Origin of the sequence: Mesorhizobium sp. M7A.F.Ca.AU.002.02.1.1, from assembly GCF_003998535.1 — a bacterium.
GTDB classification, from domain to species: domain Bacteria; phylum Pseudomonadota; class Alphaproteobacteria; order Rhizobiales; family Rhizobiaceae; genus Mesorhizobium; species Mesorhizobium ciceri.
In genome coordinates this window covers 1-5848 of sequence record NZ_RZPB01000386.1, presented here as the reverse complement: position 1 = coordinate 5848, position 5848 = coordinate 1, and the positions used below count along the sequence as shown (strand labels likewise).

7 protein-coding genes are annotated in these 5848 nt (G+C 61.4%); 5 read left to right on the top strand and 2 right to left on the bottom strand.

The window, feature by feature from the left end; all coding sequences use genetic code 11:
- Both EN879_RS39470 and EN879_RS21780 read left to right on the top strand, forming a co-directional pair.
- Positions 1–343 (top strand): hypothetical protein (locus EN879_RS39470; RefSeq protein WP_206520979.1); only part of this gene is annotated, 343 nt, incomplete at its 5' end.
- 838 nt (positions 344–1181) lie between these two features.
- Complete coding sequence (locus EN879_RS21780) at positions 1182–1481, top strand: DUF1236 domain-containing protein (protein ID WP_013531386.1); 300 nt, start codon at positions 1182–1184, stop codon at positions 1479–1481.
- Between the two features lie 366 nt (positions 1482–1847).
- Here EN879_RS21780 and EN879_RS21770 read toward each other — a convergent pair whose 3' ends face one another.
- A complete protein-coding gene (locus tag EN879_RS21770; protein WP_063168081.1) occupies positions 1848–2417 on the bottom strand; it encodes a DUF2569 family protein in 570 nt (189 codons plus the stop codon).
- Positions 2418–2543: 126 nt separating this feature from the next.
- Positions 2544–3158 (bottom strand): TetR/AcrR family transcriptional regulator, encoded by a 615-nt coding sequence (locus EN879_RS21765; RefSeq protein WP_024503901.1) that lies wholly within the window; start codon positions 3156–3158, stop codon positions 2544–2546.
- Between the two features lie 91 nt (positions 3159–3249).
- Between EN879_RS21765 and EN879_RS21760 the strand changes: the two genes are divergently transcribed.
- The 3 genes from EN879_RS21760 to EN879_RS21750 form a co-directional block, all read left to right on the top strand.
- Complete coding sequence (locus EN879_RS21760; RefSeq protein WP_063168082.1) at positions 3250–4341, top strand: spermidine/putrescine ABC transporter substrate-binding protein; 1092 nt, start codon at positions 3250–3252, stop codon at positions 4339–4341.
- 13 nt (positions 4342–4354) lie between these two features.
- On the top strand, positions 4355–5236 hold the full coding sequence (locus EN879_RS21755; protein ID WP_063168083.1) for an ABC transporter permease: 882 nt from the start codon (positions 4355–4357) through the stop codon (positions 5234–5236).
- A gap of 1 nt (position 5237) precedes the next feature.
- The coding region (locus EN879_RS21750; RefSeq protein ID WP_164774507.1) for an ABC transporter permease at positions 5238–5848 on the top strand (611 nt) is incomplete at its 3' end.

Sequence of the window (5848 nt, the reverse complement as noted above, 5' to 3'; positions counted from 1 at the left end):
CATTGCCGGTGACACGAAACGGCTGCGGAAGCCGCGATCCGATGCGATTGCAATCCAACCCTGGGCGCGCACGGATGTCCCGCAAGCTTCATATCCCGTGCGTCAGCACAAGATAAATAGCGGGGACGAGCATCAACCAGCCGCTCAGTCCAAGAACCACCAAGATGGCCATGCGCTCTGTTCGCCTGACAAGGTCGGCAATGTTTTCTTTGTCCGGCAAAGCGACGGAGGCCACAAACCCGGGCGCACGATCATCGTTGCCATTTCCCGGTTGGTTCGCGCTGCCACTCTCATTCGATCTCTGGACCAATGTCATTGTGATCGTTCACCGAAAAGAATCTAAACCGGCCCGTTCTCGGCGCGTGAGCCGGAACGGGCCGAGGCGGGAAATCAGTTAAAATCGAAGGACGACCGAAGGACCACGTCGGCGGTTGCACCGGATGCGACGGCGACCATGCCGCCAATAACTGCGGCAAACCCGTCTCCAGCCCCGCCGGCGGCGGTGGGGACGGTAGTGCCAGTCCCGATGATAGACTTGCTGCACTTCTGCCTGTGCGTCTTCTTCAAAGGTCTCTGTTTGTGGCGTCTCAAGTTCATCGAGGATGCCGTGTCCGGCCCCTGGAACACCCGCCATTGCGTCAGTTGGGCGGACAGCGCTTGCAAGGGCCGCTGCCCCGGCAACGCCAAACATTGCAGTCAAGAAGGATCGCCGATCCATAATAAACCTCCCAAGGTACATGTGCTAGAAATGCGCCCACGCCTGCCGAATGAGCATGCATGGGCGCACGGTGAAATACAGGACCCGCCCGCCGCCGAAGCAGCTCACGGGTCCTATCAGCGCAGGAAGGGACGTAGCTGCGCCGATCCACGCCATGTCAGCCAAGAACGACCCCCATCACCAGGAAGGTGATGGCTGTTGCGAAAATCGGTGCGAGCAACCATCGCGCCTGGCCGACACTTTTTTCCACTGTTTCTCTCCGAATTGGAGAGACAACAACCTTTAGGCCTAAGCCGTTCCGCCTACTCCCAACGGGTAAGACCATTGCGTTTTCCAACCAGACTTTGGTCCTGCGCGGATTCAGACAGAGGCCCGTATGAGGAACGTTTGGCCTGGCGACGTGTTCGGGTGGCTGGCGCCCAGCCGATCGTGCTGCCGCCAGGTTACAAGAGGAGAAAAACAAATGAGGATGCACCTAAGCAGCGCCGCTGCGGCGCTCTTGCTGTTGGCCAGCGTCGGCGCGGTTGCGGCACAGGATGTGGTTATCACACCGGAACAGGACACCGTCGTGCGCGAATACGTGAAGAAGCAACCCTTGGCTTCTGTGAAGCTTCCGGGGGTGGAGTTGAATGTCGGCACGGCTCTGCCAGACACGGTCGAACTCCACGAGGTTCCCAACGTCAAATACCGCTATACGGTGGTCGACAACCGAACGGTTTTGGTGGACCCGAGCACACGCAAGATTGTGAAAGTCTACGACTGAAACTTCGAACCGGCCAGGCCCGCCGGCAGGGATGCCGGCGGGTTGCGCTCGTCAAATCGCCACTCAATCGGACAAATGAAAATGATGAACCCTGAAGTCGAGACGTCGCAAGCGCTCGTGGCGCGCCTGGTTGATCTCCAGGCGAGAGCGCGGGCAGCACGTATAAATGAGGCCGAAATAAAGACCTTCCAAAAGGTCGCAGCCGTCACGGATGATGGTCGAGGTCGGTCGGCTCAGGATCTGGCCGTTCCAGGTTCGATGGCGACATAGTGGTGCACGAGGTCACACCCCAATCGCCGCCACAAGAATTCGGTTCTGCCCGCGGATCGCCGCGCGCAGTTCCAACATTCCAAGTTGTGCCTTCTTCTACGACGCGCCAGCAACCTGGGTGGATGCCCCAACCCTGGTGAAGGTGTTCCGCACCCTGACGGACTTGTAGACGTAGGCGACCCAGAGCCCTATCAGCACAAACGAGACTATGTGCGTCGCAAGCGCCTCGCCAGTGACCACTTGCCGAACCGAAACCCCGATCGCGGTGGAGACCCAGATCGCGTCCAGTATGACCGCCACCGGGATTGCGAGCCATTGGATGAGAAACAACTGCTTGAACCGAAGGCTCCGCCTCAGCATGGCAACGAGCACCACAAGCTGAAGCACCATGAATGCCAGCAGCAGGGCAACCTCGCCATAGACCACCATGGGTCCATTCGGCACCAGCATGAGCTGGTTGTCGCCATCGCTGGAGGCCCCCAATTCGGCGAGTGTGCGCAGCGGTGACAATGCCTGACCGATAGCCAGCAGCATCAGCCAGCCGCCGAAGCCCACAAGAGCCTCAGGATTCTGCGACGGCTTCGCGGCCGATCGAACAGCAAAGAAAACAGGCACGCCGATCAACAGCAGCATGATCGCCCAATGCCAGATGGAAAACGCCCCCATTTACGCCTCCCCTTTTTATGCTCCCTTAAGTTGTACCAGGCTTTAAATTCAACTCAAGAGGCGAGCGCTGGTGTGAAATGACAATATGCCGAACCGACGATTTTCTCCTGTCTGCTCCTGACTCCCTCACACCCCGATCGCCGCCACCAAAATCCGGTTCTGCCTCCGTATCGCTGCGCGCAGCTCCGGTATCCTCGCCGCGTCGCGTTTCACGAACTCGATGAACATCATGTTCATGTTGTTGAAGATCAGTTCGCCGAGCGCCGCCCCGTCGATGTCCTGGCGCACCAGGCCGAGCGCCTGCAGCCGGGCGATCAGGGCGCGGATCTGTTCGGTCAGCGCGCGGTCGAGCGCGGTGTAGGCCTGGCCGAACGGGCTGTCGGGCAGTTGCGTCGAGATCGCCATTGCCTGCCGCCACATCTCCTTGCTGAGATAGTGCAGCGAGTGCTCGATGTAGATGCCGATCAGCGTATCCAGCGCATCGCCGACATTGGCCGGCGGCCTGGCGACGACGCCCTGCCCGGCATTCAGCACCTCGTTGACCTCCAGCGAGACGATGGCGCCGAGGATGTCGCCCTTGTTCTCGTAGTAATTGTAGATGGTGCCGACCGAGACCTCGGCCTGCGTGGCGATCGCCTCTATCTTGGCGCCCTCATAGCCGGCCTCTCGAAACAGTTCCGCCGCCGCTTCGATGATGCGCCTGTGCCGGTCCGCCTTTTGCCTTGCCCGCAATCCGCTCATTCCAGCCTCTTTCCACAAAAACAGAATTGACTCAATTTTAGAATTGGTTCAATTTTTTGCAAGAAGCCACAAAGGCAAGGGAGAACACTCGATGTCCGCACATTCCAAGACCATGAATTCGCTTTCCATGTTGAAGAGCCATCTGCATGCTGCGTGCGCGGCCGCGGCGCTGTTGCTCGCAGCCGGCAGCGCTGTCCAGGCCGCCGACCTCAACGCGCTGATCTGGTGCGATCATGCCGATCCGGCGCTGCTGCAGCCCTTCGAGGAGGCCAATGGCGTCAAGGTCAACGTCAAGGATTTCGAGGGCACCGGCGCTGGCCTCGCCATCGTCGAACAGTCGCAGCCGGGCGACTGGGACGTGATGGTGATCGATTCGATCGACGTGCCGCGCGGCGTCGAAAAAGGCCTGTTCGAGCCGCTGCCGGAAGACAAGCTGCCGCTGGCCGACCTGTTTGCGCAGGTGAAGATGAACGGCTCCACCATGGTCGGCGGCAAGCGCTACGGCATCACCGAAAAGTTCGGCTACAACACGATCGGCTACAACAAGACCAAGGTCGATCCGGCCGACATGCAGTCGATGGCGGCCCTGACCGGCGACAAGTACAAGGGCAAGGTCGCCATCTACGACTACTACCTGCCGGTCATCGGCATGGCCGCACTGGCGATCGGCAAGAAGACGGCCGATCTCACCGAAGCCGACCTGCCCGCCCTCAAGGACGAGCTCTTGAAGATGAAAGCCAATGCCAAGCTGGTCGGCGAAGTGACCGCCAGCCAGACGGCGCTGGCGACGGGCGAGGTCGACATACTGGTCGGCGGCGGCGAATGGGTGACGGCGGGCCTAGCCAAGGAAAACCCGGCGCTGGACTTCTCCATCCCGAAAGAAGGTGCGGTTCTGTGGTCGCAGTCGCTGGCCATGTTCAAGGATTCCAAGAACAAGGACATGGCGCTGAAGTTCATCCAGTACATTATGAGCCCGGAGGGCCAGGCGCGGCTTGCCACCTCCTCCTGCTACTGGGGCATGCCGGCCAACACCAAGGCAGCACTGACCGACGACCAGAAGAAGGTGCTGCGCTTCGACGAACAGCCGGGCTTCCTGACGCGTGCCCAGGCCTATCCGGCGCCGAACGCCGATCTCGACAAGAAGATGCAGGACATGTGGACCGAAATGCTGCAGGCGAAATGAGCCGATAGCGCTCATGAGCTCGGCTGGAAACAACCCCTTGCCCCGGGCGGGCCATACCCTGCCCCGGGCGAGCTCTGCTCTGCCCTGGGCGCTGGTCACGCCGGCGCTCGGCTGGACGCTGCTGTTCTTCGTGCTGCCGTTCATTGCCATGGGGTTTTCCAGCCTGACGGCGCATGAGGGCGGCGGCTTCACGCTGTCCAACTACAGCCAATTCTTCACCAACCCCTCCTACTGGCAGGCGATGGTGAACTCGCTTGAGGTGACCGCGATCGTCACCGTGGTCTCGGTGCTGCTCGCCTATCCCTTCGCCTGGATCCTCGCCGAACAGGTGCCGGAGCGCTGGCAGCGGCTGGCGCTGATGCTGGCGGTGCTGCCGTTCTGGACCTCCTATGTCGTGCGCTCCTATTCCTGGCTGCTGGTGCTGGCGCAGAACGGCGTCATAAACCGGGCGCTGACCGGCTCCGGCCTCATCAGCGAGCCTGTGCATCTCGCCAACACGCGTTTCGCCACCATCACCGGCTTCGTGCACTTCTTCGTCATGTTGTTGACGCTGACGATCTTCGCCAATCTCAAGCAGCTCAGCCCGAGCTACCGCAAGGCGGCCGCCGATCTCGGCGCCGGGCCGGTGCGAACCTTCCTGCATGTCGTGCTGCCGCTGACCTTGCCCGGCATCATGGTCGGCGCCTTCCTCACCTTCGTGCTGTGCATCGGCGACTACATCACGCCGCAGATCCTGGGCGGCAACAACGAGCTGCTGATGCCGCAGCTGGTGATGATGCAGATCGGCCGGCGCGGCGACTTTCCGCTGGCCTCGGCGCTGTCGATCATCCTGATGGCGGTGGTCACCATCGCCTATCTCGCCTGCGCCCACTGGCTGAAGATCGAGCGGGCCTGAGATGCGCAGGATTGTCCGCATCGCCTCCTGGCTCTACGCGCTTGCCGTCTACGGCTTCATCTTCCTGCCCGTGATCGTGCTGGTACTGTTTTCGCTGCAGGCGACGTCGTTCCCGATCCCGCCCTTCACCGGCCCGTCGCTGCGCTGGTACGACGCGGTGCTCTCGGACCCACGGCTGACTTCGGCGTTGGTCAATTCGCTGCTGGTCGCGTCCATCTCGTCGCTCGCCGCCGTGACGCTCGGCTTCCTTTCCGCCTGGGGCTTTGCCCGCTTCGTCCTGCCCGGCTCCGGCCTGCTGCGCGGGCTGATCACCCTGCCGCTGACGGTCAGCTATCTCATCATCGGCATGGGGCTGCTGGTGCTGTTCAACTGGGCCGGCGTACCGAAATCGCTACTGGCTGCCGGCATCGGCCATGTCGTGATCAATCTGCCGCTGTGCTTTGCCATCATCTACAGCCAGATGGGCGACCATCAGATCAACATCGAGCGCGCCGCGCGCGACCTCGGCGCGCCGGAATGGAAGGTGCTGCTGTTGATCACCGTGCCGGTCATGGCGCCGGCCATCTTCGCCGGCTTCTTCCTGTCGATGACCTTCTCCTGGGACGAATTCGT